This is a genomic window from Actinoplanes rectilineatus, from assembly GCF_000962825.1.
GTDB lineage: Bacteria > Actinomycetota > Actinomycetes > Mycobacteriales > Micromonosporaceae > Actinoplanes > Actinoplanes rectilineatus.
This window is the reverse complement of sequence record NZ_JZKF01000006.1, coordinates 23,132-49,813: the sequence shown is the minus strand read 5'-3', so window position 1 is coordinate 49,813 and position 26,682 is coordinate 23,132. Positions and strand designations below refer to the sequence as shown.

Below are 26,682 nucleotides of genomic sequence, written 5' to 3'. Positions count from 1 at the left end.
GGGATTCCCGGTCTTCATCGGGCGATGGTGTCCCAGAGGCTGTCGAACCACGTCTGGGACTGCTCGACGAACTGGTTGCCGGCATCCGCCGAACAGTGGAGCAGGGCCGCATCCCGATCCACGGCTTCGAGGACGGGTACGACCTGCCCGCCCACCATGACGGCCCCGCGCACCACCGGGCACAGGCCGAAGAAGACCTCCCGCCGGTTGACGATGTAGAGCGTGGACAACACCGTGGCACCGTGGCTGCGGATCTCGGCGGTGGCGTCCCGGACCAGTCCGCGGGTCGCCAACTCGGTGACCGCCGCAACGATCGCATCGGTGTGCGGGTGAGACAGTCCGGCGGCGTGCTCCGGAACAGCGACGTCGTCCCGGGGCGGCCCATTACTCCAGGAGCCGTCCCGGGGCGGCCCGTCACCCCTGGAGCCGTCCCGGGGCCGGTCTCCATCGGGCAGGCCGTAACCGAGTTGGTCGGCGCGGGCGGGTACCACCGTCGACCGGGTCACATCGGGCACCAGAATCCGAATGGTGATCGACTTCGGAATGAGGCGGCCTGCTCGTACGCCGGCCAAAGGCTCCTCGACGACGTCGCGCAAGGTCTCGCCCGAGACCCCGGAGAAGTCGATGCTGACGTGGGACTGCGCGAACGCGGCGGCGACGTGCGCGCGCAGCCCCGCAGCCGGATCGGTCCGCGCCCGCACGAAGACGCCACTCCCCTGCCGGCTCACGATCAGCTGCTCGTCCCGCAGGATCCGCAGCGCGGACTTGACCGTCTCCCGGGCCACGCCGTACCGCTCAGCCAACTCCAACTGTGGTGGCAGCCGGTCCCCCGGGCCGAAGCGTCCGGCGCGGATAGCCGTCCGCAGCACGCCGGCAATCCGCTTCGACGCCGGCCGCGAGTCGTCCGGATCGAGGCCGTCAAGGTCGCGAGCACCCACCGTCATCCGGGAAGCCTAGAACCGGCAAGCCCACCGACGGAACGGCATTCCGCACGCCTTGCCCAGCGCGTGAACTAGCTACTAGGCTCTTTTTTGACTAGCCAATGCGACCCGATCGCTCGCTTGACGTTGCTCGTCGCCCCTGCGGCGATCTTGTCAGGCGCGTATGTGGCGCCGGGCCCGACGGATTCACCCGCGTGAACACTCCGCGACCCGCCGGCCCGGCGCCGCCTCCAACTCCGCAGCGCCCCTCCGCGAGATCGCGCCCGCCCGCTTCGCCAAGCCCTCACCGGCAGCCGCCCCTGACCGCCACGCACACCTCCGTCACCTGCGTCATCGCCACACGAACGGTCGTCACACATGGGCCATCGACACCCGCGCCCGTATCTGTGTACGGGCGCGGGCGCGGGCGCGGGCGCGGGCGCGGGCGCGGGCGCGGGCGCGGGTGCGGGCGCGGGCGCGGGCGCGGGCGCGGGTGCGGGCGCGGGTGCGGGCGCGCGATGCCACTCAGTTTGAGTTGATCATGAGAGTGGCCATCGCTTTGCTCTGCGGCTGCCACCACCTCTGCCGAGCGCCGTCTCCGGTCGCTTCGCGCGTCGGCGCCGCTGAGCCACTCGCGGCCTCCCGGGGCCGTCGCCGAGATCGGAACGGGTTCGGGGGCATTCCGGCCGCCCCGGCCGTCGGCCACGGTCCGCCCATCACCCGAAAGCAGCCGTGGGCGACGGCCGGGTGGTCCCGAGCCGTCGCCCACGGCTGATTCCCACCCTCCCGAACAACCGTGGTCGACGGCTCGACAGACCCGGCCGTCAGCTGCGGTCCGCCCGAGAGCCGAAAACGACCGTGGGCGACGGCTGGCGGTCGCGCCATGCCACTCAACTTAAGTTGATCATGGACATGACCCCGCACTGCGACAAACGGCTGAGCCGCGCTGATGCGACAGCCACCGTCAACGGCCGACGAGTCGACGCAACGAAGAGGATCGCATGGTTACTGGTCACGACATTGATCAACTCAGGTAAGCGGCATCGCACGGGCTCGGCGCACGGACTCGGCGCACGGACTCGGCGCACGGACTCGGCGCACGGACTCGGCGCACGGACTCGGCGCACGGACTCGGTGAGCGGACTCGGTGAGCGGACTCGGTGAGCGGACTCGGTGAGCGCACCCGAAACGATGATCGGGTGCGCTCACCATCCGGTTCGGGGCGCCCGACGCGCCCAAAGCCATGATCGGGTGCTGACAACGCCCATGATCAGGCGATACAGCGACAACCGGTCTTCACCGACACGACGGCCGAGGCCCGGGACAGCGAGAGCCGAAGCCCCGGACAGCGAAAGCCGAGGCCCGGGACAGCGAGAGCCGAAGCCCCGGGACAGCGAGAGCCGAAGCCCCGGACAACGCGAGCCGAAGCCCCGGACAACGCGAGCCGAAGCCCCAGACAGCGAGACCCGGCTGCACCTACGGAACCACCACCGACCGATCGCACCACGAAGTGCAGCACCACACCGTCACCGGCACGGCCGCCCATGGTCCGGTCACGGTGAACCGGAATCCCGGCCGGCCAGCCGAGCGTCGTGGAAGTGATCCGTGTCTATCGTGCCTTCATGCGTCGAGCATCGATCGTCAAGCCCGTGATCATCCTGATGTCCTGTACCGGCCTCCTGACGTCGGTCACCGGTTGCAGCACGGCCGGACCGGATTCCGCAGCGGCGCCACCGGTGACCTCGCCCGCGGCGAATTCGGCCCCGACTGCGCCAGGAGACGGTGCCGTTCCGGCGGTGTCTGCGAACGGCGCGGCTCCGGGATCACCCGCCTCTGATGATTTTCGGGCGGCGTGCAGGATCGCGGCCGCCATGCCCCGGACCGGCGAGGCGATCGAGATCGACGAGCACGCGATCAAAACCCTCATCGGGTACGCGCAGACGACCGGCGTCGCATCGATTGAACAACGCGGCGCGGAGTTGGAGGCCAGGTACTCCGCTTGGCTGGCGTCCGACATCGGCGACGACTCGGCGACGGCGCTCGACGACATGCTGGACACGGTCGGACAGATCAACGACGCCTGCGTACAAGCCGCCATCACTGTGCCCTGAACCTGCACCTCCGAACGCAACGCAACCTCGGCACCCGATCATGCGTTGGGGTGCACCCGCCCACCCATGAGAGACGGTCGGCGCACCCGAAACCTTGATCGGGTGCGGGTGCCCTCTGGTCAGGGCAGCTGGATCTCGACCAAGGGGCTCCCGGCCAGCCAGCTCTCCAGGCTGTCGGCCCAGGACAGAGTGGGTACCAGCTCGCTGAAAACCTGGAGCCGCTCGTCGGGATCGGTTACCGGGCGGGCCCGTACAGCCAGATCCAAGTCGGTCAAATGCAGGGTGAACTCGGGGTTGGCCACCAGGTTGGCGTACCAGTCACGGGCGCCCGGGCTGCCCGTCAACCAGTAGCGGCCCGCGGCTGTGTAACGCCACGTCTCGATGCGCCGGGGCCGGCCACTTCGCCGGCCGATCGTGGTGATGTCCACGGTCTGCTGCTGGTCGAGCGCCTGCCGCGCCCTGTCCGTCACCGCCATCCGACCATGCTCCGACTTCAAGTCGACTTCAGGTCAAGGCCTTCGACCACCAGCGGATCTCGGTACGAAGCCGCCGACCGCGGCCAAATCTCAGTGCAAAGCCGCCGACCGCGGCCGGATCTCAGTGCAAAGCCGCCGACCGGGGGCGGATCTCAGTGCAAGGCTTTCGACCACGAGCGGATCTCGGTACGAGGGCTCCGACCTCGGATGGAACTCAGGTCGAGGCCGACGTGGGCCACGGGTCGAGGCGAAGCGTCAGGAGTCCTCCGGCTCGGACGGATCGTCGGTCGGGTCGCCGGTCGGCTCGGGCGAGGCGTCCGGGTCGGAAGCGCTCGGATAGGGCTCACCGGACGCGATCGGCATCGGCACGGTACTGGTGGCGGACGACGTGGGCTTCGGCGTCTTGGTCTTGCCCGGTCGAGGTGAGGACGAAGACGAGGACGAAGGTGACGAGGACGGCGCGGGCGAGACCGTCGACGTCGGGGCCGGCTTCGCCTTGCCGGATGCCTGGATCTTCGCGGCGGTGTAGACCGTGCCCACACGCGTACCCGTGATGGTGATCTTGTAGCCGGTGGCGAGCGTCCCCACCGCGCCCTTCTTCCCGTTCACCACGGTCTTGGCGGTCGTCGGGACGGTGACCGTCACCGTTTTGCCTTTGACGTCCTTGGTGCCGCTCTTCACCGCGACCGTGACCGTCCCCGCGTCGGCGTCCACGGCGGTGACCGTGCCGGTGGCGGAGAAGGTGGCCTTCGCCTTCTTCGTGGGACTGCTGCTGGGCTTCATCGCCCCGGCAAGCACCGGCGACGCGGCAGTCCCGGCAAGCACCGGCGACGCGGCAGTCCCGGCAAGCATCGGCGACGTGGCGGTCCCGGCATAGGCGACCGCTCCACCGGCGGCGACTGGAAAAGCGACCGCGGCCGCCAGGGACAGGGCGACGGCTGTACGGCGTACCCGCATAGGAAGGCTCCTCGTCTCGGAAGCCCTGATCCTGTGCCGCCCCGGGTGCGATCCCACCGCCTGCCGGTTGCGTTTGGGTTGCCCCGGCGAAGAAACCGGTTCCCGCATCCCCTGCCACACCACCGCGATCACCTCGGCGAGGTGGACCGGTCAGGCGGGCGCTTCGAGGGTCTCCTCGAAGGTGAGGATGCCGGCCACCCGGGCCAGGCCGAAGAGCTGGCGGACCCGCTGGTTGGGGCCGCGGATCACCAGCCGGGTGCCGCGGCTGGTGAGGAGGCGGTGGACCGCCACGATCAGGGCGATGCCGTCGGCGTCGATGCTGGCCATGTCCTCGAGGTCGAGGACCAGGCGCCGGGGACGGGCGTCGACCGCGCCGTCCAGGATGCCGCGCCAGCGCCCGACCGCCTCGACGGTGAGGGGTTCGGTGATCACCACGATCACCTCGGGGAGCGTCGTCTCTGTCACGAGGATCAGCCTCGTCCCCGGGTACGGCGCTTCGTCCGCGACGATGTGACGGTTGCATGACACTTGGCGGGTACGCCCGCCTGAGGTGGCGGTCGCCGGGTCCGCCCAGGGAGGATGCCCAACGTGCCCGCTGTGCTCGTGATCGAAGACGACGACCGGATCCGGACCTCCCTCCTGCTCGCGCTGGAGGACGAGGGTTACACCGCCATCGGCGCGGCGAACGCCGAGGAGGGCCTGAGCGAGCAGCAGCGGCGTCCCGCCGACACGGTGCTCGTCGACCTGATGTTGCCGGGCATCGACGGTTTCGAGTGCATCCGGCAGTTGCGGCGTACGCAGGACGTGCCGATCGTGGTGATCAGTGCCCGGGACGACACCCATGACATCGTGGCCGCGCTGGAGGCCGGGGCGGACGACTACCTGGTCAAGCCGGTGGCGGTGAAGGAGTTGACGGCCCGGCTGCGGGCGTTGCGGCGGCGCGGGCGGATGCTCGCCAACGACGGGGTCCGCACGTTGCGCTTCGGTGATCTGGAGATCCGTCCGGAGGCGGGTGAGGTGCGCCTGGGCGGCCAGGAGGTGGCGGTGACCCGCACCGAGTTCCAGTTGCTCTGCGAGCTGGCCGAGCACCCGGGTCAGGTGTTGTCGCGCCCGCAGTTGTTGCAGCGTGTCTGGCAGTACGACGTCGGCGACGAGCGCCTGGTCGACGTGCACGTGGGCCGGCTCCGCCACAAGATCGAGTTCGAGCCGGGGGCGCCGCGGCACCTGGTGACCGTGCGCGGCCTCGGATACAAGCTGCAGCCGTGAGGGCTCCCGGCCTGCGCGCGCGGGTCACCACCGGTTTCGCCGCCGGGGCGTTGTGCCTGTCCGCGGTGATGGCCGTGGTGTCGTACCAGATCACCCGCCAGTCGCTGCTCGCCGAGCGGGAGGAGACCGCGGTGCGGGCGGCCTATTACGACGCGGCGATCGTCCGGGCCGGGATGTCCGCCCGCGATCCGGACATCGCCGACATTCTGAGCACCATCGACACCGGTGAGAGCCGCCGGGCGGTGATGCAACATCAGCAGATCTGGTACGCCCGGAACGCCGACAGCACCGGCATCAGCGCGGCCGTTCCGGAGACCCTGCAGCGGCGGGCCGGTGAGGGGCACAGCGCGACCCAGCGGATCCGGGTCGACGGCACCCCGACCATGGTGATCGCGATCCCGTTGTCGGCGGAGACGGTCTACTACGAGGTCGACTCGTTGGCGGAGCTGGACCGGACCCTCCGGCTGGTGGCGCTGGTGCTGGCCGTCGTCGCGCTCGGCACCGCCCTGGTCGGTGCGGCCCTGGGACGGTACGCCGGGCGGTACGTGCTGCGCCCGCTGGACCGGGTCGAGCGGGCCGCCCGGGACATCTCGGCCGGCCGGACCGGTTCCCGGCTGGATCCGGCGGCCGAACCGGACCTGGCGGATCTGGCGAGTTCGTTCAACCACATGGTCGACGAGTTGTCGGCGCGGGTGGAGAAGGACCGCCGGTTCGCCGCGGACGTCAGTCACGAGCTGCGGTCGCCGTTGCAGACGCTGGCCGCCGCGGCGAGTGTGCTGGACCGCCGCCGGGACAAGCTGGACGAGCGGTCGGCGATGGCCGCGCAGCTGGTCACCGACGAGGTGGAGCGTTTCCAGCGGCTGGTCGAGGATCTGCTCGTGCTGTCGCGGGCGCAGCGGGCCGCCGAGCGCCGGCTCGCCGACGTCCGGGAGCTGGCGGTGAAGGTGTGCCGGCGTTGCCGGGTCGACGAGGACCGGGTGGAGATGCAGGGTGAGCCGGCCTGGTCGGTGGACGCCCGGCGGGTCGAGCAGATCCTGACGAACCTGATCGAGAACGCGCAGGCGTACGGCGGAGGGGTGACGGCGGTGCGCCTGGTGCTTGTCGACGGGCGGGGCCGGATCGAGGTGGACGACGACGGTCCCGGGGTGGCCGCGGACGACAAACCGGCGATCTTCGACCGGTTCGTCCGGGGCCGGGCCGCGCATGCCCGCGCCGACGGTCGCGGCACCGGTCTGGGCCTGGCGATAGTGGCGCAGCACGCGGCCGCGCACGGCGGCTCGGCGACGGTCCTGGACCGTCCGGGCGGCGGCGCGCGCTTCCGCGTGGAGCTGGGTGGTTGCCGACCATGAAACGAATGCCGACCGTGAAACCTAAGCCGACCGTGAAACCCATACCGACCGTGAAACGGATGCCGGCCGTGAAACGGATGTCGATGACGGCCGCCGTCATGCTCGTGATCGGGGGCTGTGGTGTGCCCGTCGACGCCGAACCCCGTAACGCCGACGGCCCGGGCGGGCTGATCCCGTCCCAGCCGCCGATGATCCCCGATCAGGGGCTGGTCACGCTGCGCCTGTGTTTCGTGCGGGACGCCCACCTGGCCCGGATCCCGCGCCGCGTCCCGGAGCTGGTCGGCGCGCAGGAGCAGCTCCGCGTCCTGCTCGAGGGACCGTCCGCCACCGAGGTCGCGGACGGTCTGAGCAGTGCCCTGACCGGCACCACCTCGACCATCGAACTGACCCTGGACGGCGGCCGGGCCACCGTCGAGGTCGGCGACCGGTCCCCGCACGGGGTGCGGACCGACGAGATCCTCGCGTTCGGTCAGATCGTCTGCACGCTGTCCAGCCGCCCCGAGGTGGGCACGATCATGTTCACCAGCGGCGGGAAGCCGCTGGAGGTGCCCACCCAGGACGGGTCACTGGCCGGGGGCGCGCTGACCGTCGCCGACTACGACAGCCTGATCACTTCCTGACTCCTCGGTGCCGGCCAGCTCGTCGATCACCAGCAGGTCCCGGCGGGCCTGCCCGGACCGGTACGCCGCCCGCCCGACCATGTGCGCCGCCACCGGCGCGGTCGCCATCTGGAAGATCGCGACCAGGATCAGGGTGGTGCCGTCGACGTGGTCGCGCAGTCGCAGGCCGCAGCCGAGCAGCACCAGCAGCAGGCCGAGGACCTGCGGTTTGGTGGCCGCGTGCATCCGGGAGAGCAGGTCCGGGAAGCGCACCAGCGCCACCCCGGCGGAGAGGCTGAGCAGTGCCCCCAGGATCAGGCAGACACCGGCGATGACGTCGAGAACCATCAGCGGCTCCCCTTCCTGACGGCGAAGCGGGCCACGCTCACCGACCCGACGAACCCGAGAATCGAGAGCACCACCAGGACCGGCAGCCCGGTGGCGTCGCGGGTGAACGCGACCTCGGTGGCGATCGCGACCATCACGATGGCCAGCAGCACGTCGGTCGCGACGATCCGGTCCAGCACGGACGGGCCGCGGACCATCCGGACCAGGGCGAGCACCGCACCGGCACTGAGCAGCAGGGTGACGATCACGGCGACGGCGATCACGACGTCGGCTCCTTCACATGGTGGATGGCCGCGACCGGCAGCTCGACCACGAACACGTCGAGTGCGGCCCGCTCGGCCGGGGACCCGAACGCCAGGATGATCCGGCGTTCCAGGTCGAGCACGTCCTGGCGGAACCGTTCGCAGTCGGGGGGACCGGAGACGCCGAGCACGTGCACGTACAGCACGCCCTTGTCCCGGTCCACGTCGACGATCAGGCTGCCGGGCACCAGCGACAGCGCCTCGGCGGTCAGGGTCAGCCCGAGGTCGGAGGGCGCCTGCAGGGGTACGGCGATGACCGCGCTGCGTGGCTCGTGGCCGAAGCGGAACGCCGCCACGGCCACCTGCGCGCTGGCCACCACCAGGTCGACCAGGAACCGTCCGGCGAACCGGGCCACCCCGGCGGGGTGGATCCGGCCGGCCCAGGTGATCGCCGGCAGCGGGAACACCGCCAGCACGATCACCGCGATCAGCGCGCCGCCGGCGAAGGTCAGCGGGCTGAACGTGCCCCAGAGCAGCACCCAGATGACGGTCAGCCCGGTCGCGGCGACGCACCGGTCCCGCCACCGTCCCCCGGTCACCGGGTTCCCCCGCCGAAGACGGCGGTCACGTACCCGGCGCGTTCCATCAGGTCGGTCGCGGACTGGTCTCCGACGGCGAAGAGCGGGCCGGCCACCACGCTGAGCCCCACGCCGAGGACGACGAGGGCGAGGGTGGGGCCGACCATGAGCGGCGGCAGCAGGGTTCCTCCCGGTTCGGTTTTCGGCATGCTCGGGTGCGGGGCGCGCCAGAAGGCGAGGTTCCACACCCGGGCGATGGCGTACAGGGTGAGCAGGCTGGTCAGCACCCCGCCGGCGACGAGTGCCCCGGCGAGGATCCCGCCGTGGGCGACGCCGGCCTGGATCAGGCCGACCTTGCCGATGAAGCCGGAGAACGGGGGGATGCCGGCCAGGTTCAGCGCCGGGACCAGGAACAGCACGGCGAGCAGCGGGGACAATTTGCCCAGCCCGCCGAGGCGGTCCAGGGCGGTGCTGCCGCCGCGTTTCTCGATCAGGCCGGTGACCAGGAACAGCGTGGTCTGGATGGTGATGTGGTGGACCACGTAGAAGATCGCGCTGGACAGGCCGAGCTGAGTGGCGAGCCCGACCCCGAAGAGCAGGTAGCCGATGTGGCTGACCAGCGTGAACGACAGCAGACGTTTGATGTCCTGCTGGGCGACCGCGCCGAGGATGCCGACCACCATGGTGAGCAGGGCGCAGACGAGCAGCACCACCGAGGCCCGCCCGCCGGGGAACAGCAGCGTCTCGGTCCGGATGATCGCGTACACGCCGACCTTGGTGAGCAGTCCGGCGAAGACCGCGGTGACCGGGGCCGGCGCGGTCGGATAACTGTCCGGCAGCCACGACGACAGCGGGAACACCGCCGCCTTGATGCCGAACGCGAGCAGCAGCATCGCCTGCAGGATCAGTTTCAGTCCGGCGGGCAGCGCGTCGAGGCGCTCGACCAGGTGGGCCAGGTTGAGCGTGCCGGTGGCGGCGTAGATCAGCCCGATCGCGGTCAGGAAGACGACCGACGACAGCAGGCTGACCACCACGTAGGTGGCGCCGGCCCGGATCCGGTTGCCGGTCCCGCCCAGGGTCAGCAGCACGTAGCTGGCGACCAGCAGGATCTCGAATCCGACATAGAGGTTGAACAGGTCGCCGGCCAGGAACGCGTTGGTCACGCCGGCGGTCAGCACCAGGTATGCCGGGTGGTACACCGACAGCGGCGCCTCCTCGTCCCCGTCGGCCATGCCCTGCCCGATGGAGTAGACGAGCACGCAGACGGTGACCGCCGACGAGACGACGAGCATCAGCGCGGCCAGCTGGTCGGCGACGAGCACGATGCCCAGCGGCGCGACCCAGCCGCCGACCGCCACGACCAGCGGTCCCTCGGTGGTCGACAGGTGGAGCAGTGCCGCCGACACCAGCAGGGTCGCGGTCAGCACGGTCAGGCTGACCGTGCGCTGGGCGCGCGGCCGGCCGGCCATCATCAGGGTGAGCGCCGCCCCGAGCAGGGGCATCACCACCGGAAGCGGAACCAGAAACGTCATCGGGTGGGCTCCTCGGTGTCCTCGATGCCGGAACCCTCGTCGCGTTCGGCGAGCCGCATGATGCGGCGGTCCTCGTCGTCGTCCTGCACCTCGTCGTGACCGGACAGCGCCCAGCTGCGATACGCCAGGGCCAGCAGGAACGCGGTCATCCCGAGGGTGATCACGATGGCGGTGAGGATCATGATCTGGGGCAGCGGGTCGGCCATCGCGTCCTGCGGGCCGAGCCCGACGATCGGCGGGGTGCCGGCCGCGCCGCCGAGCAGGATCAGCAGGTTGACGCCGTTGCCGAGCAGGATCATGCCCATCAGCACGCGGGTCAGGCTGCGTTCCAGCACGAGGGAGACACCGGCGGCGAACAGCACGCCGATGATCACCACGTAGACCAGGTTGGGGGTCATACCGGCTCACCCACCTTGTCTGATTCGTCTGACATTTCAGGGATATCCGCCTGTCGATCCAGCTCGGCGCCGAGACTGCGCAGGATCTCCAGGACCATGCCGACCACGATCAGGTAGACCCCGATGTCGAACGCCGCCGACGTGGCGAAGTGCAGGTGGCCGAGGAGCGGCAGGTGCACGTCGATCAGCGCGCTCTGCAACACCTCTCCCCCGGCGATCAGCGCCGCCGCGCCGGTGCCGACCGAGATCAGCAGGCCGGTGCCGAGCACCAGGCCGGCGTCGACCGGCGCGGCCGCGTTCAGCTCGTCCCGCCCGCCGGCCAGATAGCGGGTGGTCAGGGCCAGGCCGGCGACCAGGCCGCCGGCGAACCCGCCACCGGGCATGTTGTGCCCGGCGAAGAGCAGGTAGATCGAGAACAGCACGATGGTGTGGAACAGCAGGCGGGCCACCACCTGCAGGATGATCGACTGGCGCAGCGACTCCGGGACCTCGGCGGCGCGCAGCCAGCCGGAGCCGGTGGTCGGCACGTTGCCCTGCTCGGCGCGACGCTGCTGGAGCGCCTGCGAGCGCCGGAAGATCAGGCTGGCCACGCCGGTCGCGGCCACCACCAGCACGGAGATCTCCCCCATGGTGTCCCAGGCGCGGATGTCGACCAGGGCCACGTTGACCACGTTGTTCCCGCCGCCGTAGGAGACGGACAGGTCCGGGAAGTCGACCGAGATCGGGACGGCCTGGCGGCCCATCACCGCCGCGTACGCCATCCCCGAGGTGACCAGGCCGGTCGCGACGGCGAGCGTGTTACGGGTCCACCGGTTGATCCGCAGCGGGCGGGCCGAGAACCGGGCCGGCAGGCGGCGCAGCACCAGCACGAACATCACGATCGTGACGGTCTCCACCAGGAACTGGGTGAGCGCCAGGTCGGGGGCGCCGTGCAGCACGAACAGCAGCGCAACGCCGTACCCGCAGACGCCGACCAGGATCATCGCGGTCATCCGCCGCCGGGTGTTCACCGCCAGCACCGCCGCGGCCACCACGACCAGCCCGACCACCAGTTGCAGCGGGGTGTCCCACAGCCGCACACCGGACGGCCAGGGCGCGCCGAGCGACAGCGTGACCGCGCCGAGCACCACCAGCACGATCAGGATCGACCCGAGCGAGAACGGCAGCGAACCGCGCTGGGTGGCACCGGTGACCTCGACCGCGGCCCGGTCCACGCCGGACATCAGCCGCCGGTAGACACCGTCCGCCGCCGGGAACCTCTGGCCCGGCCATTCCCGGCGCCGGTGACCGGCATAGATCAGTCCGCCGAGCACGAACACCGCCACCGACAACACCACCGGCAGACCGGGGCCGTGCCACAGCGCCAGGTGGTAACCCGGTCCCTCTTCACCGAAGCCGTCGGCGTACGGGGACAGCAGGGAGTCCAGTCCGCCCGCGGCGACTCCGGCCGCCACGCCGGCCGCGGCGAGCACCAGGGCCGGGGTGACGAACGCGAACCCGGCCCGCTCCGGGACGGTCCCGTCCACCCCGGGCTTGGTCGCGAAGGCGCCCCACAGGAAGCGCAGCCCGTACGCGACGGTCAGGCCGGACCCGGCGACCAGGGTGACGAGCACGACCGCGCCGGTGGTCCCGTCCTCGGCGAACGCCGCGAACAGCGCCTCCTTGCCGACGAACCCGAGAAGCGGCGGTACCCCGGCCATCGACGCCACCGCGAGGCAGCCCGCGACCGCGACGGCCGGCAGACGACGGCCGAGCCCGCTGAGCCGCCGCAGGTCCCGGGTCCCGGTGACCTTGTCGATCACCCCGACGACCAGGAACAGCGCCGCCTTGAACAGGGCGTGCGAGAGCAGCAGCGTCGCGCCGGCGAGCGCCGCGGTCCGGCCGGCCGCCCCGAACGCCACCGTCAGCAGGCCCAGCTGGCTGACCGTCCCGTACGCGAGGAGCAGTTTGAGATCGTGCTGGCGCATCGCCGCCCAGCCGCCGAGCAGCATGGTCGTCAGACCGGCCACGACCGTGACCGGCCGCCAGGGCCCGGCGGCCGACAGCACCGGCCCGAGGAGCCCGAGAAGGAACACCCCGGCCTTGACCATCGACGCGGCGTGCAGGTAGGCCGACGCGGGTGTCGGCGCGGCCATCGCGGCCGGCAACCAGAAGCTGAACGGGAAGACCGCCGACTTGGACAACGCGCCGAGCAGGATCAGCACCACCGCGGTGGCCAGGTATCCGCCGCCGGGCAGCGGTCCGGCCGCGATCTGCGACCAGCGGTACGTGCCGGCGTGCTCGCCGAGCATGACGAACCCGACCAGCATGGCCAGGCCACCGAACGTGGTCACCACGAGGGCCTGCATGGCGGCCCGGCGGCTCGCGGCCTGCTCCGGGCTCTGGCCGATCAGCAGGTAGGAGAAGACCGTGGTCAGCTCCCAGAACACGTAGAGCAGCAGCAGGTCGTCGGTGAGCACCAGACCGGTCATCGCGCCGGCGAAGGAGAGGAACACCGCGGCGAACCGGCCCAGCCCCTCGGCGCCGGGCGTGAAGTAGCTCGCGCAGTACACCAGCACGATCGCGCCGATGCCGCCGACGATCAGCAGCAACAGCCAGGACAGGGTGCCCATCCGCAAGTCGAGACCGATGCCGAGCTGCGGCACCCACGGGATGCTCAGCGTCGGGGTCCGGCCGGTCTGGGTGACCGCCCAGGCAGCCGCCGACGCGGGCACCAGGGCGAGACCGTAGAGCGCACGGTTGCCGAGCGCACGGATCAGGGCGGGGGCCGAAACCGCCGCCAGGGCATGCAGGATCAACAGGACTAACACAGTTTTACTCCGCCGTCACGGCTCGATGAGACCGGCGCGGATCGCGTACCGGGTCAGTTCCTGGCGGTCGCGCAGGCCGAGCTTGGACAGGATGTTGGTGCGGTGCCGTTCCACCGTCTTGACGCTGATGTACAGCACCTGGGCGATCTCCTTGGTGGAGTGGCCCTCGGCGACGAGCTTCAGCACCTGCTCCTCGCGTTCGGTGACGGCCCGGTCCGGGATGTCGGCGCCCGAGCGGGCGCGTTCCAGGTAGTCGCGGACCAGGGTGGTGACCGCGCCGGGATAGAGGAACGGCTCGTCGCGCATGGCGGCGTGACACGCCTCGACCAGGTCGCGGTCGGCGACGGACTTCAGCACGTAGCCGGCCGCGCCGACGCGCAGGGCCTCGAAGAAATACTGCTCGTTGTCGTACATCGTCAGGATCAGGATCTTGGTGTCCGGCAGGCGCCGGGACAGCTCGCGGGCCGCCTGCAAGCCGGTCATCCGCGGCATCGCGATGTCCAGCACGGCCAGGTCGGGCGGATCCACCCGGGCCAGTTCGAGGGCCTCCACGCCGTCGGCCGCCTCAGCGATGACCTCCAGGTCGGGTTCGCCGTCCAGGATCAGCCGCACGCCCCGGCGGACCAGGGCGTGATCGTCGGCGAGCAGGATGCGCGTGGTCATGTCTGTCCTCCCGGGACTCGCAGGGTCACCGCGGTGCCGCCCCCGGGTGGCGACGCGACGGTCACGGTGGCGCCGATCAGCAGGGCCCGTTCCCGCATGCCGCGCAGTCCGGCGCCCTCGGCCGCGCCGCGCAGGCCCTTGCCGTCGTCACGGACGCTGAGCTCGACGCCGCCGCCACCGTCGCCGCCGAGCCGCAGATCGACGTGGCGGGCGCCGGCGTGCCGGGCCGCGTTGGTCAGGCTCTCCTGGGCCACCCGGTAGACGACCAGTTCGGCGTCCTTGCCGAGCGCCGGCAGGTCCTTGCCGACCTGCTTGCGCACCGACAGCCCGGCGGTGGTGAACTCGGTGGCCAGGGCCCGCAGCGCGCTCGCCAGGCCCAGCTCCTCCAGCACTCCCGGCCGCAGCCGGCGGGCGATCCGGCGGATCTCGTCGAGGCTGTTGCGGGTGGTCTCCTGCACCTGCGTCAGCTGGTCCCGGACGTCGTCGGGCGCCAGCTTCGCGACCCGTTTGAGGTCCAGCAGCACCGCGGTCAGCGTCTGGCCGATCTCGTCGTGCAGTTCCTGGGCGATCCGGTGCCGTTCGGCCTCCTGCGCCTGCAACGCCCGGCCCGCGCTGGTCGCCCGCTCCGACTCGAGGCGTTCCAGCATGGTGTTGAACGCGCCGATCAGCGCGGCGACGTCACCGCGGCCACGGGCCGCCAGGCGGGTGCCCGGCCGCAGCAGGTCGACCGTGGTCATCACCCGGGTGAGCCGGGCCAGCGGCGCCAGGCCGACGCGCAGCAGCACGACGTTGGCGATCAGCATGGCGATCATCCCGCCCACCACGATCACGGCCTCACTGGCGCGGGCCTGCGACGATATCGTCACCGGCCCGAACAGCAGCAGGAGCACCGCGACGACCAGCATCACCGCGTTCAGCGAGAAGATCCGCCCGAAAAGCGACATGCCATCATCACCTCACTCCGTCGTCGGTCGCACTGCGTGATTCCACTACGCAGCCTGCCGGGTACGCTCCGGAGCGTCCATCCGGGCTGACCCCCACGTCCGGCACTTTTCCGCTTGTTGATCTTTGTGCGGTATCGTGCGCGCGGTGACGAGCAGAGCCGCCCAGCCGACGACCCCCCTGACCCGGCTGCCGTCGTTGACCGGACTGCGCTGGATCGCGGCGTTCCTGGTCTTCGGCTTCCACGTCGGCACGCTCAACCTCATCGAACCCGACCGGTGGCACCGGGCCTGGGACAGCGTCTTCGGCCTGGGCGCCTCCGGCGTCTCGTTCTTCTTCGTGCTCAGCGGGTTCGTGCTGGCCTGGTCGGCCCGCCCCGGCGACGGGATGTTCCGGTTCTGGGGCCGGCGGCTCGCCAAGATCTACCCCAGCCACCTGGTGACATGGGCCGTCGTGATCGGCGTCATGATCTGGTGGGGCGACACCATCGACTGGAACATCGCCCTCACCAACCTGGGACTCCTGCAGACCTGGACGTCGGCCGACGGCTACCAGTACTCGATCAACTCGGTCAGCTGGTCACTCTGCTGCGAGGTGTTCTTCTACCTCTGCCTGCCGTTCGCGATGCCGCTGCTCAGGCGTACCCCATCCTGGGTCCTGTATGCCGGACTCGCTCTCCTGCCCGTGCTGATGCTGCTCGTCTCCCAGCCACTCGGCCTGCAGGACACCCCCCTCGGGCAGGTCTTCCCGCTCACCCAGTTCGTCTCCGAGGAACAGAGCTGGTGGTTCACCCAGCTGTTCCCGCCGGTCCGCAGCCTGGAGTTCTGGACCGGCGTGCTGGCCGGCGTCCTGATGACCCGCCGCCACTGGTTCGGGCCCGGCCTGTGGATCTCCACGCTGTTCTTCGTGGCCGTGTACGCCACCTGCTCCCTGGTCGTCCCCGGCGAGTACTGGCTCGCAGTCCTGACCGTCGGCTACGTCGTGCTGATCGCGGGCGCCGCCAAGGCCGACCTGTCCGGCGTGCGCTCGCCGTGGCGTACCCGTCCGATGGTCTGGCTCGGTGAGGTGTCCTTCGCGTTCTACCTGGTGCACGTGGCGCTGATCCAGAACGTGCTGCGCCTGCTGGAACGCGGCGGCGAGGGCTGGGACCCGCTGCCCGCGGCCGGCGCCATCGCCGCGTCGGTCGCCGGCTCCCTGCTGCTGGCCTGGCTCCTGCACACCTGCGTGGAGAACCCGATGATGAAGCTGCTCGCGCCGCGCCGCCGCAAGCAGGCCCCGGCGGTTCCGGCTCAGCGCGCGCCCGCCTCGCCTTCCGCGCCCTCCTCGCCTACTATGGCCGGGCAGCTGGCGGACATTGGCGGAAATCGATCGGAGTAGCGGTGACGGAGTCCGACGCGTGGGTGCCCGACGAGGTTGACGTGACCGTTCCGAACGCCGCCCGGGTCTACGACTTCGCACTCGGCGGCGTCCACAACTTCAAGGTCGACCGCGAGTTCTGGGAACGCGCCACCAGCGCCAACCCACACGCCCACCTGGTCGCCCGGGCCAACCGCTCGTTCCTCGGCCGGGTCGTGCGCGACCTGGTCTCAGGCGGCGTCACCCAGTTCCTCGACATCGGCTCCGGCATCCCCACCCTCGGCAACGTGCACGAGATCGCTCAGGAGGCGAACCCGGGCGCCCGGGTCGTCTACGTCGACATCGACCCGATCGCCGTGCAGCAGAGCCGCAGCCTGCTGGCCGGCAACCCCTACGCGCGTGCCGTCGAGGGCGACCTGCGCAAACCGGAGGACATCCTCTACCGCGACGAGGTGGTCGAGTTCCTCGACTTCTCCCGGCCGGTGGCCGTCCTGATGGTCGCGGTGCTGCACTTCGTCCCGGACACCGACGACCCCGCAACGATCCTGGCGACGGTCGGCAACGCCCTGGTCTCCGGCAGCCACCTGGTGGTGTCACATCTCGCCCCGGAGGTCACCCCCGAGGCCCGGGAGAAACAGGAACAGGCCCGCAGACTGTACGAGCGGACGCCGACCCCCGTGGTGATCCGCACCGCCGAGGAGCTGGAAGCCCTGCTCGGCGACGACTTCGCCCTGCTCGAACCAGGCATCGTCGCGGCCACCTCGTGGAAACCCGACCCCGACGAGGCCGACGAGCCACCCCAGCCGACCGCCCTGGTCGCCGTCGCCCGGAAGCGGTAACCCGGGTCACCCGACCGGGGGTGTCCGTTTTCGCATTTCGCGAGGTCCGCCCGCCGCCGGCCTTGTCACATGTCATTGACCTGGGACAACAGTCCGGACTTATACCGGATCATCCCGTACCGCACAAGAAGTGGCCGCCGACCGTCCACGGTGACCATAATGCGGCGGCCCCGACGACGCGGGCCGGACCGGAAGGAACCCGATGACCGAGCTGGACGCGCTCACCGAGCAGTGGCTGCGCGACGTCATGGCGGCCGGTTTCGTCCCCGGCCCGCGCGCCCGGTCCCGCGTCGCCCTGCGCGACCTGATGCAGGAGATGGCCGCCGCGATCCGCGCCGAACCGTTCTCCCCCACACCCGGCACCGGCATCGGCCGCGAACTGGTCGACCTGCGCATGCAGAAACCACAGGTCCTGGGCGCGACCGTACGCCTGTTCGCCGACCGCCTCCCCGACCTCCTCGACGGAGACGCCGACGAGAACCGCACCCGGGTCCTGCTCGTACTGGAAAGCCTGACAACCGGATTCGTCACCGCGCTGCGCGAGGTGTCGGTCAGCGCCGCCGAAGAGATGAACCGCACCGAGAAACTGCACTGGAAGGGCCGCCAGCGGGAACTGTTCGACAGGTACCGCCGGGCGGTACTGCACGACCCACGCAGCGGCCTGCCCAACCGCGCCTCCCTGCGCGACCACCTGCGCACCACGATCACCGCGGCCGGCTGCCGAGACCGGGCCGGCCTCTGCCTGCTCAGCATCGACCGGTTCGCCGACCTCGACGACGCCCTCGGCCACGACCGCGGCGACCGGCTCCTACAGGCCGTCGGCGGGCGCCTGCAGACGGTCGCCGAGGACCGGCACTACCTGGCCCACCTCGGCGAAGACCAGTTCGCCCTGGTCGTGACCGGCACCACCGGCACCGAACAGGTCCTCAAACTGGCCGACCGGGCCCGCGCCGCCCTCGACGCCCGCCCGCTGCTCCTCGTCGACGACCTCCAACTGATGGTCACGGTCACCGCGGGCGTCGTCGAAGCCCCGGTCGCCGGCACCGACCCGGAGACCTGGATCCGCGACGCGCACCTGGCCCTCGGCACCGCCCGCACCGAACGCCGCGACCACGCCGTCGTCGACCCCGACCGGGCCCGCGCCGACCTGCACCGGCACCGGATCGCCGCCACCCTGCCGGCCGCCCTGGAACGGGGCGAATTCTTCCCCGCCTACCAGCCCCTCTACCGCCTGGCCGACCGGACGGTGACCGGCGTCGAGGCGCTGGCCCGCTGGCGCACCCCCGACGGCACGGTCCACGGCCCGGACCAGTTCATCGCGCTCGCCGAACAGACCGGCCTGATCAAGGCGCTGGGCCGGTCCCTGCTCACCCAGGCCTGCCGGCAGGGCGCGGCCTGGCACCACCAGGGCCACGACCTGCTGATCAGCGTGAACCTGTCACCACTGCAACTGGACGACCCGTCCCTGGTCGGCGACGTCGCCGACATCGTGCACCGCAGCGGCCTCCCGCTGCACCTGCTCCAGCTGGAGATCACCGAGAGCGCCGCGGTCGTCGACCGGCACGACACCCTGCGCCGCCTGCACGACCTGGGCGTCACCCTGGCGATCGACGACTTCGGCACCGGCTGGTCCAGCCTGGGCAGCCTGTCCCGCCTGCCGATCAGCACCGTCAAGCTGGCCGCCGAACTGGTCGCCGACCCGGCGTCACCGATCCCCCGCCACGTGATCCGCCTCTGCCACGACCTGGGCATCACCGTGCTCGCCGAGGGCATCGAATCGGCCGCCCAGGAACGCTGGCTCCACTCACTGGGTTGCGACGACGGCCAGGGCTACCTGTTCGGCCGGCCCACTTCACCCCGCGACGTCACCGCTCTGCTCTGACCCCCACCCGCCCCGCCCGCCGATCACGGTAGACCCGTCACGGTGCCCGTGTCGGTGGTGCCCGTGCCTACCGCTGACTTTCGACGATCGGCGCAGTCGCCCTCCGAACTGTCGACGTGCGAGCCGCCCCACACCCGGTAAGTCATCCTAGGACCATAGGTCGAAAGTGCTCCCCCGTCCGTAGCCGGCAACCGCCCGCCCCCGCAGACCGCGGCGTCGCGCCCCAACCCCAGCGATCTTGGTGCGCTGACCTCCGTCGGCGCAGGTCAGCGCACCAAGATCGGCCCGGGCTCGGAGGCTGAGCAGTCGGCGGGCGGCTTGATCGGCCAGCCGCTACCCGGACCGGGCCGGGACGTGACAGCATTCTCGGCGTGACTCCGGCCGAACCCGACCCGCACCTGCGGCTGGCGACCGACTTCGTCCGGGTCCCGCTCGCCGGCGCCCGCACCCTGGCCGGCACCGAACAACTACTGTTCACCGACGAGGTCGACGCGGCCCTCGGTGACCTGGTGCTCGCCCTGCTCCAGGACGGTGAGCTGTTGGCCGCCCTCCGCGCCGAACGCCGCCGTCTGCTGCTGCGCGAGTGCCGCAGCCGGGGCGCCCCGAGCGCCTTCGACCGCGTGCCCGAGCTGGCCGGGATGACCGCCGGCGCGACCGCCGCCCTGATCGACCGGGTCTACGGCCGGCAGAGTGGCGCCCCCACCCTGACCACGTTGCAGCAGGTGATCGCCCTGCAGATCGACCTGGCGTCCAGCCTGCCGGAAGGCGTCGACAACGGCGGCCCGCTGCACAACCTGGGCCTGAGCCTGCACGCCCGGTTCGCGCTCACCGGCCAGCACGCCGACCTGGCCCTGACCGTCGCGGTCGCCGAACAGGCCGTCGACCTGGCCCCGCCCGGACACCCGGCCCGCGCGAACCGGCTGGTCTCGATGGGCAAGGTCTACCTCGACTGCCACGAGACGTTCAACGACGCCGAAGCACTGGACGACGCTGAGGCCGCCTTCGACGAGGCCCAGAAACTGATGGCCCGGCCGGGTCCCTGACGGCCATCGCAACGACGCCCGGCCAGGCCCGAGAAGTGATCCTGACTCCGCCGCATCGTCACGTGCCCGCCGCTGCCGTTGCGCGAGAAACACGACACCACTGCCGCCGCTCGACGAGCACGACGCTTGCTGCGCCCGCCGCACGACAAGTACGACACCACTGCCACCGCCGCACAAGAAGCACGGCCGCTGCACGACGAACACGACGCTGCTGCCGCCGCGACTGTGCGACGGGCACGACATCGCGACCGCCGAGCACCGCGAATACCATGGGGTCGGCGATGACGACCGAGAACTCACCGCGAGGCATCAGTGCCAGACCGGCACGAACCTGGCTGGGCGGCCCGCCGACGCCACGGTCGGGGAAGTCCGGCTCCGACTCGACGGCTGGTGAGGACATGCTCCAGGTCTGGATGGATTTCTGGCAGATGGAGTGCTGCGGCACGCCGTTCAGCGTGGGCGACGAGGTGTCGTGGCTGCTGCGACCTGCCGACACCACCGCGCTCGGGTGGCCCGGCGTGGTGCTTGACGGCGTGACCGTCGACGCGATCGAGGACCACCACGGTGACGCGGAGGCCCCGCAGACGGTGGGCACGGTGACCTCGATCGCCACCGCGCACTATCGCCTCGCGACGAAACCGGTCCCCGGGTCCGGCATCGTGACGCCCGTCGACACCGCCGAGAGGTGGAACGACGACCGGGGCGATCATCGTTTCGGCGGGTTCCTGATCGGGCTCCTGGTGACCACTGACCCGACAGCCGGGTAGCCGGGGCCACCACCAGCGTGCGCTGATCACCATCCGGCCGAGGACGTGACCACGCTGACCGCCGACTGGGACGACGCGCCCCGCGCCTACCCGGCCCGGACCACCAAGCTGGTGTTGCAGCGCGAATGATCACCACCCACCCGGCCCGGTGGGCGCGTTACGGCCTGGAGGGGCGGGGGCATCGCGCTGGGGGCCACGGGACTCCCGGCAGCGCGTACAAAATGGGTGGTTGTCAAGCAGGCACCCGGGTGAGGCCCGGCAGGGGCTCGGGTTCGGTGGCCTCGGGGATGTCGGTCGATGGATTGCGGGACGGGACCAGCAGGGCCACCGCGAAGGCCGCGGCGCTGGCGCAGGCCAGGATCAGGAACGACTCGGTGAAGCCGGTCTCGGCGGGGATGCCGGACGGGCCGGTGTGGGCGGCGACGACCGCGCTGACCACCGCCGTGCCGAGGGAGGCGCCGATCGTGCGGATGTTGGTGTTCATGCCGCTGGCGGCGCCGGTCTGGTGGGCCGGGACGCTCTGCACGATCAGGTTGACCATCGACGAGTAGATCAGGCCCAGACCGATGCCGAAGATCGCTCCGGCGAGGGCGACTGTCCATTTCTGATCGTGCAGCAGGGCGAGTGAGAGGCAGGCGATCGTGCCCATCGCGGAGCCCCAGAGCAGTTGCGCCTTGTTGCTGACCCAGCGGGTGAGCGGGCCGCTCGCCGAGCCGAAGACGGCCATCGCGACCAGCATCGGGGCCATCAGCAGGCCGGCGCCGGTGACCGTGGCGCCGAAGCCGTAGCCGGAGACGGCCGGGACCTGGACCAGCTGCGGGACGAACGCGAACACGCCGAACATCGCCGCCCCGAAGAGCATCGCGACCAGGTTGGTGGTCCAGACCGCGGGCAGGCGCATCATGCGCATGTCGATCAGCGGCTCGGCGGCGCGGAGCTCGGCGAACAGCCATCCGGCGAACAGGATCGCCGCGGCGGCGAACAGGATGAGGGTACGCCCGGAAGTCCACCCCCAGGTGCCGCCCATGCTCAGCGGCAGCAGCAGGGCGACCAGCCAGCCGGCCAGCAGCAGGGCCGAGCGGACGTTGATCCGGCCGGGGCTGCGCACCGGTGACGCGGGGATCAGGCGCCAGGCCAGAAGCCCGACGATGATCACGACGGTCATCGGGATCCAGAACAGCCAGCGCCAGTCGAGGAAGCCGACGATCGGGCCGGCCAGCACGATGCCGACACCGGAGCCGGTGGCGATGACGGCGGCCATCGTGCCGATCGCGGACGCGACCCGGTGCGGCGGGAACTCGTCGCGGATGATCCCGAAGGAGACCGGGAAGACGGCGGCGCCGAGGCCCTGTACGACGCGGGCGGCGATCAGCACGCCGATGTTCGGGGCGAGGGCGGCGATCAGGCAGCCCACCGCGATGGCGGCGAGCGCGACGAGCAGGGTGCGGTCCTTGCCGAGCAGGTCGGCGACGCGGCCCATCAGCGGGGTGGCGACGCTGGCGGCGAGCAGCCAGGCGGTGAGCACCCAGGTGACGGTGCTCGTGGTGGTGCCCAGATCCTCCCGGATGGTCGGCAGCACCGGGGTGAGCAGTGACTGCATGAGGGCGAACGCGGCGGCTGCCGCGGCCAGCACCGCGAAGGTGATGCTGGGCCCGGGCTGGTAAAGTCGAGGCATGCCTCCACATTAGCGGAGGTATGCCTCCGGTTCGCAAGCGGATTGATTGTCAGGAGTGTCACGCGATGCCACGCCCCGTCCGCGCCGACGCCCGGCGCAACTACGACGCGCTGCTCGTGGCGGCCCGCGACGTCTTCGCGGCGCACGGGGCGGACGCGTCACTGGAGGAGATCGCGAAACGGGCCGGGGTGGGGATCGCGACCCTCTACCGCAACTTCCCGACCCGGCAGGACCTCTTCGAAGCGGTGTACGTCGAGGAGATCGAGCAACTGGGTGAGGTCGCGGCGGCGGTCGCCGCACTGCCGCCGTGGGAGGCGCTGCAGGCGTGGCTGACCCGGTTCGTGCAGTACGCGGCCACCAAACGGGCCGTCATCGACGCGCTCAACCGGGAGTCCGCGATGTTCCGCAGCTGTCGCGAGGCGATGTACGCGGCGGGCACCCCCCTGTTCACCCGGGCGCAGCAGGCCGGCGAGGTCCGGCCCGACGCGAGCTTCGACGACGTCCTGCGGATGATCTCCGGGCTGACATCGGCGGCGTTCGTGGACGCCGAGCAGCGGGGTCGCGTGCTGGAATTCGCCCTGGACGGCATCCGCCCACGTGCCTGACCCCGGGAATAGTCCTTCGATCGAGTGCACCGGCCAGCGGAGATCCGGATTCCGCGGGCGTGGTCCGGCAGCGGCCGTATTCTCCAGACGTACTCACGTCTCCGGAGCGTCTCATGAGCGTAATCGCTGGTCCGCCCCTGCTTCTGACCGACAATCCGGTCACCGGGTGTGAGGGCGATCAGTTCGGATTCGGTGCGCACAGTCGCGTTCTCTGCGACGCCGTTCAGGCCACCGTCCACCTGCCCCTGACCGTCGGGGTATTCGGTCCCTGGGGTACCGGCAAATCCAGTTTTCTGAACATCTGCCGCGAGACGCTGGACCGGCGCGACATTCCCACCATCGCCTTCAACCCGTGGAAGTACGACGAGAAGGAAGCAGTCTGGCATGCGCTGATCCAGACGGTCCTGACCGAGATCGCCGCGGATCAGGACGGGCGCCGGTCCGATCTGAGCGCCAAAGCCGGCCGTTTGAGCAGCGCTGCCGCCTGGCTCCTACTGCGGCGTTCGGCGGGACCCCTGACCGGTGGTTTCGTGAACGGCAACGACGTGACCGCGGTCAGAGATGCCTGGCAGGCGCGGGGCATCGAGAACTACCGGCACATCAACAATTTCGAAGCGGACTTCGCCGAGGTCGTGCAGGCGTTCGTCGGCGACCGGGGGCGCCTCGTCATCTTCGTCGACGATCTGGACCGATGCCAGGGTGACACCGCCATCGCGGTGCTCGACGCGCTCAAGCTCTTCCTCGGCGAGGCGTCGTGCGTCTTCGTGCTGGCCATGGACTTCGATGTGATCTCGACGGCGGCCGCCAAGCGTTTCGACGGTGATCACGCCAGGGGCCGACAGTACCTCGAAAAGCTGATTCATTTTCCTTACCACCTTCCGGGCGTACGGTTCGAGGCCGTCTTCCAGCAACTGCAGGATTCGGTGGTGCTGGAACTGCGCGGGGATCCGGCGTTGTGGCGGCTCGCCGAGGACGCGTTCGGCGACAATCCCCGCCGGATTCGCCGGTTCATCTCGGCGCTCAACCTCACCGCGGCGACGCTCTGCCTGCATTCGCGGCCGAGCCGGGACAGGTTGATGCAGGCGGCGATCCTGTTGGCCCTACGGATGCGCTTTCCCGACTTCTTCCAGCGTGTGCAGGCGAATCCGGCGGTGTGGGAACGGCTGGACGAAGCGGCCCGTACCCAGAACAACGCCCGGCTCCGCCAGGACGAGGTGGACCTGACCACGGCAGAGCCCGCGCTGTCGAACCTCCTGCTGGCCGTCACGCCCGGTGAGCGCAGCGGGTGCTCGTTCCCGCACATCCCGACGAAGGCTCAGATCGAGGTCGTCACCCAGGTCCTGACGGTGACCGGCGGTCCGGGAGAACAGTCGTGACCGACGAGGCCCGCTATGTGATCGGACTGGACATCGGCGACGGGGAGAGCTGCCTCGGATGGGCGCCGCTCGACCGCCCCGGGGAGACGCTGATCTATGCCCGGCCGCGCACCGCCGAACGCAGCATCGTGACGGCCATGGCGCAGCCGCCGGCCGGCACGGTCCACCGGCTCATCGGCGACGAGGCCGTGACCAGCCCTGGGGCGACACACATCAGCGTCAGTTTCAAGCGGGCGCCGGACGCGCTCGGCACCGGGATCCCGGACGCTGTCCTCTTCGCGCAGTCCCTGCTGCTGGAGTTCCGGGAGCAGCATCCCGAGGTCTTCCGGGACGCCACGGTCTGCGTCGGGCATCCGGCCGGGTGGCCGCCCGAGGCGGTCGCCGCGTACGACCGGCACCTCGCTCTTCTGGGGTTGCCGGTGCGGCTGGTGCCGGAGTCACAGTCAGCCCTGCTGCATGTCCGTGATCGGGGACGTGCCGAGTCAGAGCTCGAACGAGTATTGGTCGTCGACATCGGTTCCTCGACGACTGACTTCACCGTCGTCGAGGACCTCACACCGAGGAATCTGCCGGTCGGCGCCGCAGTCGGGTGCCGGCAGATCGACGAGTGGCTCGCCGGCCGGGTCCGGTCCGCGCTGCGGCACGACACGGCACTGTCCGCGGCGCTGGCCGTCGACGGCGGCCCGGCCCTGCTGCTCCTCGCCTGCCGCTGGGCCAAGGAGGCGCAGTTCTCCGGCGAGTCCCGGCGGATCATGAACCTTCGTGAGTCGTGCGACGAACGTTTCCGGCCGATCGTCGCGACCGCGTGGACCTGGCTGCTCGATCTCGACATCACGCACATGCTGACGGAGCCCGGCGGGTGGGGTGACGACTTCCGTGCGGTGCTCGCCGAGGTGGCGGCTCTGCTCGGAGACCGGCACCCGACCCTGGTGGTCCTCACCGGTGGTGGGTCGCGCATACCCCTCGCCGGCCGGCTGTGCCACGAGATCTTCCCGGCAGCGGCGGTCGAGCAGGACGAGGAGCCCGCCTTCGCCGTCGCCCGAGGGCTGGTGAGCAACGGCCGACGAAGGGCCGAGGTCCGCCGGTTCCGGCAGGACGTGGCCGACCTGATGCGTGCGCCGGAGACGGAGGCGAAGGTCCGGACGGAGGCTGTCCTGGCCCTCGACGGGATGAAGGACAAGATCGCCGAGCAGGTGCTGGAGGCGAGGGAGTCATCCGCCGATCTGGCGAACCACATCAAGTTCGGCATGTTCGACGCGAAACTCGCCCTGGCCGAGTCGCTCGCCTTCTACCTGTCCATGCGGGTGGAGCGAATCTGCCGACGTTACGGTGTCCCCGCCCATCGGGTTCACCTCGAGCTGAACCTGCCGGACCTGTTCACGGCTCAGCTGGACCGAATCCTCGACCGGGTCGGCAAGGCCGAACGGCTCACCGAGTTCAGCACCCCGGCGGGACTCGCCCAGTTCGCTGCTCCGCAGAATGTGGCGCATCACCTCGTCAGCTCAGCTCTCGAACGGGTCCGGGCGAGATTCGCGCCGGCCCTGACCCCGGAGGTGGCGGCGTTCGCGATCGGTGCCGTCACCACCGGGTCAGGCTTTGCGGCCGACCGAGCCGCACGTACATTCATCCAGCGGATGCTCCGGCTCGGCGAGTACTCCCCCGATGAGCTCGACCAGATCACCGCTGACGTGCTGAAGGCGATCACCGAACAGACCGACGACCGTGCCCGTGAGCTGGAACGCTGGCTGGCCTGACCCGCCCGACGCACTGCGGATGACCGCCGCTGACGTCGACGGCGTTCGGGGACGCCGAGCAGCGGGGTCGCGTGCTGGGATTCGCCCTGGACGGCATCCGCCCACGAACCGGATCCACCGGCGTTTAGCCGCCTTCTGTCGCGTTTTGGACAGTTCATCGATGCGCGTGTCGGCGCGGGACGAACCGGACCCGA

At 70.7% G+C, this 26,682-nt stretch carries 26 protein-coding genes; 12 read left to right on the top strand and 14 right to left on the bottom strand.

Annotated elements, in window-relative coordinates; all coding sequences use genetic code 11:
* Positions 1-14 precede the first annotated feature (14 nt).
* A complete protein-coding gene (locus tag WH85_RS06105; protein WP_045740714.1) occupies positions 15-944 on the bottom strand; it encodes a winged helix-turn-helix domain-containing protein in 930 nt (309 codons plus the stop codon).
* Between the two features lie 348 nt (positions 945-1,292).
* Complete coding sequence (locus WH85_RS51515) at positions 1,293-1,445, bottom strand: hypothetical protein (RefSeq protein WP_169792416.1); 153 nt, start codon at positions 1,443-1,445, stop codon at positions 1,293-1,295.
* A gap of 1,067 nt (positions 1,446-2,512) precedes the next feature.
* Here WH85_RS51515 and WH85_RS50045 point away from each other — a divergent pair.
* Positions 2,513-3,031, top strand: coding sequence for a hypothetical protein (locus tag WH85_RS50045; protein ID WP_157410805.1), 519 nt, complete (start codon positions 2,513-2,515; stop codon positions 3,029-3,031).
* A gap of 119 nt (positions 3,032-3,150) precedes the next feature.
* Here the strand turns inward: WH85_RS50045 and WH85_RS06095 are convergent, their stop codons facing one another.
* From WH85_RS06095 to WH85_RS06085, 3 genes are all read right to left on the bottom strand, one after another.
* Positions 3,151-3,507, bottom strand: a complete 357-nt coding sequence (locus WH85_RS06095) for a nitroreductase/quinone reductase family protein (RefSeq protein ID WP_045740712.1) — start codon at positions 3,505-3,507, stop codon at positions 3,151-3,153.
* Between the two features lie 255 nt (positions 3,508-3,762).
* Complete coding sequence (locus WH85_RS06090) at positions 3,763-4,464, bottom strand: hypothetical protein (protein ID WP_045740711.1); 702 nt, start codon at positions 4,462-4,464, stop codon at positions 3,763-3,765.
* Between the two features lie 150 nt (positions 4,465-4,614).
* Positions 4,615-4,929: an STAS domain-containing protein gene (locus WH85_RS06085; protein ID WP_169792415.1), complete on the bottom strand. Its 315-nt coding sequence runs from the start codon at positions 4,927-4,929 to the stop codon at positions 4,615-4,617.
* Positions 4,930-5,052: 123 nt separating this feature from the next.
* Here WH85_RS06085 and WH85_RS06080 point away from each other — a divergent pair, with 123 nt between their 5' ends.
* From WH85_RS06080 to WH85_RS06070, 3 genes are read left to right on the top strand one after another with little or no spacing between them, the layout of a single operon-like run.
* Complete coding sequence (locus tag WH85_RS06080; protein ID WP_045740709.1) at positions 5,053-5,730, top strand: response regulator transcription factor; 678 nt, start codon at positions 5,053-5,055, stop codon at positions 5,728-5,730.
* Positions 5,727-7,079, top strand: a complete 1,353-nt coding sequence (locus tag WH85_RS06075) for a sensor histidine kinase (RefSeq protein ID WP_045740708.1) — start codon at positions 5,727-5,729, stop codon at positions 7,077-7,079. The genes WH85_RS06080 and WH85_RS06075 overlap by 4 nt, the downstream gene beginning before the upstream one ends.
* Before the next feature lie 59 nt (positions 7,080-7,138).
* A complete protein-coding gene (locus tag WH85_RS06070; RefSeq protein ID WP_045740954.1) occupies positions 7,139-7,699 on the top strand; it encodes a GerMN domain-containing protein in 561 nt (186 codons plus the stop codon).
* On the opposite strand, the gene mnhG is transcribed toward WH85_RS06070, so the two are convergent.
* From mnhG to WH85_RS06030, 8 genes are read right to left on the bottom strand one after another with little or no spacing between them, the layout of a single operon-like run.
* On the bottom strand, positions 7,643-8,026 hold the full coding sequence (gene mnhG, locus WH85_RS06065) for a monovalent cation/H(+) antiporter subunit G (RefSeq protein WP_045740707.1): 384 nt from the start codon (positions 8,024-8,026) through the stop codon (positions 7,643-7,645). The two genes, WH85_RS06070 and mnhG, sit on opposite strands and share 57 nt — an antisense overlap.
* Positions 8,026-8,289 carry a monovalent cation/H+ antiporter complex subunit F gene (locus WH85_RS06060; RefSeq protein WP_045740706.1) on the bottom strand — a complete coding sequence of 88 codons (264 nt, stop codon included), beginning with the start codon at positions 8,287-8,289 and terminating at the stop codon, positions 8,026-8,028. The genes mnhG and WH85_RS06060 overlap by 1 nt, the downstream gene beginning before the upstream one ends.
* Positions 8,286-8,867 carry a Na+/H+ antiporter subunit E gene (locus WH85_RS06055; RefSeq protein WP_045740705.1) on the bottom strand — a complete coding sequence of 194 codons (582 nt, stop codon included), beginning with the start codon at positions 8,865-8,867 and terminating at the stop codon, positions 8,286-8,288. Before WH85_RS06055 ends, WH85_RS06060 begins: the two co-directional genes overlap by 4 nt.
* Entirely contained in the window at positions 8,864-10,378 is a 1,515-nt protein-coding gene (locus WH85_RS06050; protein WP_045740704.1) for a Na+/H+ antiporter subunit D, read from the bottom strand. Before WH85_RS06050 ends, WH85_RS06055 begins: the two co-directional genes overlap by 4 nt.
* Entirely contained in the window at positions 10,375-10,776 is a 402-nt protein-coding gene (locus WH85_RS06045) for a Na(+)/H(+) antiporter subunit C (protein WP_045740703.1), read from the bottom strand. Before WH85_RS06045 ends, WH85_RS06050 begins: the two co-directional genes overlap by 4 nt.
* Positions 10,773-13,586, bottom strand: a complete 2,814-nt coding sequence (locus WH85_RS06040; protein WP_045740702.1) for a Na+/H+ antiporter subunit A — start codon at positions 13,584-13,586, stop codon at positions 10,773-10,775. The genes WH85_RS06045 and WH85_RS06040 overlap by 4 nt, the downstream gene beginning before the upstream one ends.
* A gap of 15 nt (positions 13,587-13,601) precedes the next feature.
* A complete protein-coding gene (locus tag WH85_RS06035; RefSeq protein ID WP_045740701.1) occupies positions 13,602-14,249 on the bottom strand; it encodes a response regulator in 648 nt (215 codons plus the stop codon).
* The gene (locus WH85_RS06030) at positions 14,246-15,193 is read right to left on the bottom strand and encodes a sensor histidine kinase (protein ID WP_045740700.1); all 948 of its coding nucleotides are present in this window, start codon (positions 15,191-15,193) and stop codon (positions 14,246-14,248) included. Before WH85_RS06030 ends, WH85_RS06035 begins: the two co-directional genes overlap by 4 nt.
* 145 nt (positions 15,194-15,338) lie before the next feature.
* On the opposite strand from WH85_RS06030, the gene WH85_RS06025 reads away from it, so the two are divergent.
* The 5 genes from WH85_RS06025 (at position 15,339) to WH85_RS46715 (ending at position 21,078) form a co-directional block, all read left to right on the top strand.
* Positions 15,339-16,568, top strand: a complete 1,230-nt coding sequence (locus WH85_RS06025) for an acyltransferase family protein (protein WP_045740953.1) — start codon at positions 15,339-15,341, stop codon at positions 16,566-16,568.
* Between the two features lie 2 nt (positions 16,569-16,570).
* Positions 16,571-17,386 (top strand): SAM-dependent methyltransferase, encoded by an 816-nt coding sequence (locus WH85_RS06020; RefSeq protein WP_045740699.1) that lies wholly within the window; start codon positions 16,571-16,573, stop codon positions 17,384-17,386.
* 202 nt (positions 17,387-17,588) lie between these two features.
* Positions 17,589-19,268 carry a putative bifunctional diguanylate cyclase/phosphodiesterase gene (locus WH85_RS06015; RefSeq protein WP_045740698.1) on the top strand — a complete coding sequence of 560 codons (1,680 nt, stop codon included), beginning with the start codon at positions 17,589-17,591 and terminating at the stop codon, positions 19,266-19,268.
* A 371-nt stretch (positions 19,269-19,639) separates the two neighbouring features.
* Positions 19,640-20,311 carry a hypothetical protein gene (locus WH85_RS06010; RefSeq protein ID WP_045740697.1) on the top strand — a complete coding sequence of 224 codons (672 nt, stop codon included), beginning with the start codon at positions 19,640-19,642 and terminating at the stop codon, positions 20,309-20,311.
* Between the two features lie 398 nt (positions 20,312-20,709).
* Complete coding sequence (locus WH85_RS46715; RefSeq protein WP_052720185.1) at positions 20,710-21,078, top strand: DUF6578 domain-containing protein; 369 nt, start codon at positions 20,710-20,712, stop codon at positions 21,076-21,078.
* A gap of 232 nt (positions 21,079-21,310) precedes the next feature.
* Here WH85_RS46715 and WH85_RS06000 read toward each other — a convergent pair whose 3' ends face one another.
* On the bottom strand, positions 21,311-22,753 hold the full coding sequence (locus WH85_RS06000; protein ID WP_045740696.1) for an MFS transporter: 1,443 nt from the start codon (positions 22,751-22,753) through the stop codon (positions 21,311-21,313).
* 65 nt (positions 22,754-22,818) lie between these two features.
* On the opposite strand from WH85_RS06000, the gene WH85_RS05995 reads away from it, so the two are divergent.
* From WH85_RS05995 to WH85_RS05985, 3 genes are read left to right on the top strand one after another with little or no spacing between them, the layout of a single operon-like run.
* Positions 22,819-23,358, top strand: a complete 540-nt coding sequence (locus WH85_RS05995) for a TetR/AcrR family transcriptional regulator (protein ID WP_245673841.1) — start codon at positions 22,819-22,821, stop codon at positions 23,356-23,358.
* Between the two features lie 59 nt (positions 23,359-23,417).
* On the top strand, positions 23,418-24,734 hold the full coding sequence (locus tag WH85_RS05990; RefSeq protein ID WP_157410803.1) for a KAP family P-loop NTPase fold protein: 1,317 nt from the start codon (positions 23,418-23,420) through the stop codon (positions 24,732-24,734).
* Positions 24,731-26,488, top strand: a complete 1,758-nt coding sequence (locus tag WH85_RS05985) for an Hsp70 family protein (RefSeq protein WP_045740693.1) — start codon at positions 24,731-24,733, stop codon at positions 26,486-26,488. Before WH85_RS05990 ends, WH85_RS05985 begins: the two co-directional genes overlap by 4 nt.
* The last annotated feature ends 194 nt before the right edge of the window (positions 26,489-26,682 follow it).

Excerpts from the sequence above, each read along its gene's own strand:
- WH85_RS06090 (WP_045740711.1), bottom strand. The coding sequence starts at position 4,464 with ATGCGGGTACGCCGTACAGCCGTCGCCCTGTCCCTGGCGGCCGCGGTC.
- WH85_RS06105 (WP_045740714.1), bottom strand. The coding sequence starts at position 944 with ATGACGGTGGGTGCTCGCGACCTTGACGGCCTCGATCCGGACGACTCG.
- WH85_RS06035 (WP_045740701.1), bottom strand. The coding sequence starts at position 14,249 with ATGACCACGCGCATCCTGCTCGCCGACGATCACGCCCTGGTCCGCCGG.
- WH85_RS06050 (WP_045740704.1), bottom strand. The coding sequence starts at position 10,378 with ATGACGTTTCTGGTTCCGCTTCCGGTGGTGATGCCCCTGCTCGGGGCG.
- WH85_RS06045 (WP_045740703.1), bottom strand. The coding sequence starts at position 10,776 with ATGACCCCCAACCTGGTCTACGTGGTGATCATCGGCGTGCTGTTCGCC.
- WH85_RS05995 (WP_245673841.1), top strand. The coding sequence starts at position 22,819 with ATGCCACGCCCCGTCCGCGCCGACGCCCGGCGCAACTACGACGCGCTG.
- WH85_RS06000 (WP_045740696.1), bottom strand. The coding sequence starts at position 22,753 with ATGCCTCGACTTTACCAGCCCGGGCCCAGCATCACCTTCGCGGTGCTG.
- mnhG (WP_045740707.1), bottom strand. The coding sequence starts at position 8,026 with ATGGTTCTCGACGTCATCGCCGGTGTCTGCCTGATCCTGGGGGCACTG.
- WH85_RS46715 (WP_052720185.1), top strand. The coding sequence starts at position 20,710 with ATGCTCCAGGTCTGGATGGATTTCTGGCAGATGGAGTGCTGCGGCACG.
- WH85_RS06095 (WP_045740712.1), bottom strand. The coding sequence starts at position 3,507 with ATGGCGGTGACGGACAGGGCGCGGCAGGCGCTCGACCAGCAGCAGACC.
- WH85_RS06030 (WP_045740700.1), bottom strand. The coding sequence starts at position 15,193 with ATGTCGCTTTTCGGGCGGATCTTCTCGCTGAACGCGGTGATGCTGGTC.
- WH85_RS06070 (WP_045740954.1), top strand. The coding sequence starts at position 7,139 with ATGCCGGCCGTGAAACGGATGTCGATGACGGCCGCCGTCATGCTCGTG.
- WH85_RS06015 (WP_045740698.1), top strand. The coding sequence starts at position 17,589 with ATGACCGAGCTGGACGCGCTCACCGAGCAGTGGCTGCGCGACGTCATG.